The organism is Planktotalea sp. (assembly GCF_049680325.1).
Taxonomy (GTDB): Bacteria; Pseudomonadota; Alphaproteobacteria; order Rhodobacterales; family Rhodobacteraceae; genus Planktotalea.
Genome location: NZ_JBAUHO010000224.1, coordinates 1 through 1,620, shown reverse-complemented (window position 1 = coordinate 1,620; position 1,620 = coordinate 1). Strand labels below are relative to the sequence as shown.

At 57.4% G+C, this 1,620-nt stretch carries 2 protein-coding genes; both read right to left on the bottom strand.

The window, feature by feature from the left end:
* Window positions 1-248 precede the first annotated feature (248 nt).
* Window positions 249-971: an acetoacetyl-CoA reductase gene (phbB, locus tag WBC85_RS10115; protein ID WP_424436203.1), complete on the bottom strand. Its 723-nt coding sequence runs from the start codon at window positions 969-971 to the stop codon at window positions 249-251.
* Window positions 972-1,045: 74 nt separating this feature from the next.
* Window positions 1,046-1,620: acetyl-CoA C-acyltransferase (locus WBC85_RS10110; protein WP_424436200.1), on the bottom strand; the 575-nt coding region annotated here is incomplete at its 5' end.

Genomic DNA, 1,620 nt, shown 5'->3' with positions numbered 1-1,620 from the left:
GCATTGACCCGAAGAGGGTCGGATTTGGAGAATTACGATGTTTGAAGCAACAACAAACCCCGAAGCCCGTACTGCAATGAATAACGCTCACGCCGCGCGGGGGCAGATGATGGCAGACTTTCTGGTGTGGCTGCGCGGACCGCTGCGCTGGTAAGCATTTCCGCTGGCGGCGTGCACACGCCTTACGGAATGAAGCGGGGCCAGTGGATTGCTCCACTGGCCCCGCAGTATTTAAAGCTAACTTGTGTTTAAACGAAGAACTGCGCGCCGTTGGCCGAGATGGTCGAGCCGTTGATAAAGCCCGCATCGTCAGAGACGAGGAAAGCAACTGCGCGTGCAATCTCTTCAGGCTCACCCAGGCGACCTGCAGGGATTTGCGCGATGATGCTTTCGCGTACTTTTTCCGGCACGGCCATCACCATATCTGTCCCGATGTAGCCAGGGCAGATCGCATTGGCCGTGATGTTGGCGCGTGCGCCTTCTTGGGCCAACGACTTCACAATGCCCAGATCGCCTGCTTTGGTTGCGGCATAGTTCACTTGGGCAAATTGGCCTTTCTGGCCGTTGATCGAAGAGATTACCACGATGCGACCGAATTTACGCTCACGCATGCCGGGCCAGATCGGGTGGACTGTGTTGAACACGCCTGTGAGGTTTGTGTCGATGACCTCATGCCATTGCTCGGGCGTCATCTTGTGGAAAGGGGCGTCCCGGGTGATGCCTGCGTTTGCCACAACAACCTCAACAGGACCCAGATCGGATTCGACCTGCGCGATGCCCGCCTTCGAGCTTTCGTAATCTGCGACGTTCCATTTGTAGGTCTTGATGCCGGTTTCAGCAGTAAATGCTGCTGCGGCCTCATCGTTGCCTGCGTAGGTCGCGGCGACGGTATAGCCTTTATCTTTGAGCTCTTTGGAAATAGCGGCGCCGATCCCGCGGCTGCCTCCGGTAACTAGTGCGACACGCGACATGTAAATTCTCCCGATAGTAATGTTGTTGCCGTGGTGGCGTTGGGCGCGCAATTATCTTGCGCGCCCAGTCTTTCTTATGGCCGTTCGAGGCACATGGCAACACCCATACCGCCACCAATGCACAAAGTTGCCAGACCTTTTTTGGCGCCACGGCGCTTCATTTCGAACAACAGCGTGTTGAGAATGCGTGCACCGGACGCGCCGATCGGGTGACCGATGGCAATTGCGCCGCCGTTGACGTTCACAATCGCCGGATCCCAGCCCATGTCCTTGTTGACGGCACAGGCCTGTGCGGCGAAGGCTTCGTTGGCTTCAACCAGATCAAGGTCTTGTGGCTTCCAGCCCGCTTTTTCCAACGCCTTGCGTGAGGCATAGATTGGACCTGCGCCCATGATGGTGGGGTCAAGCCCTACTGTGGCGTAGGATGCAATGCGTGCCAAAGGCTCGATGCCGCGCTTTTCGGCATTCTCTGCGCTCATCAGTAGTGCACCAGCTGCACCATCGTTCAGGCCCGACGCATTTGCCGCTGTGACCGAGCCGTCCTTGGTGAAAGCAGGGCGCAGTTTGGCCATCGCGTCCATTGTGGCGCCGTGGCGGATGTATTCATCAGCATCCACAATGGTGTCACCTTTGCGACCCGGCACTGTGT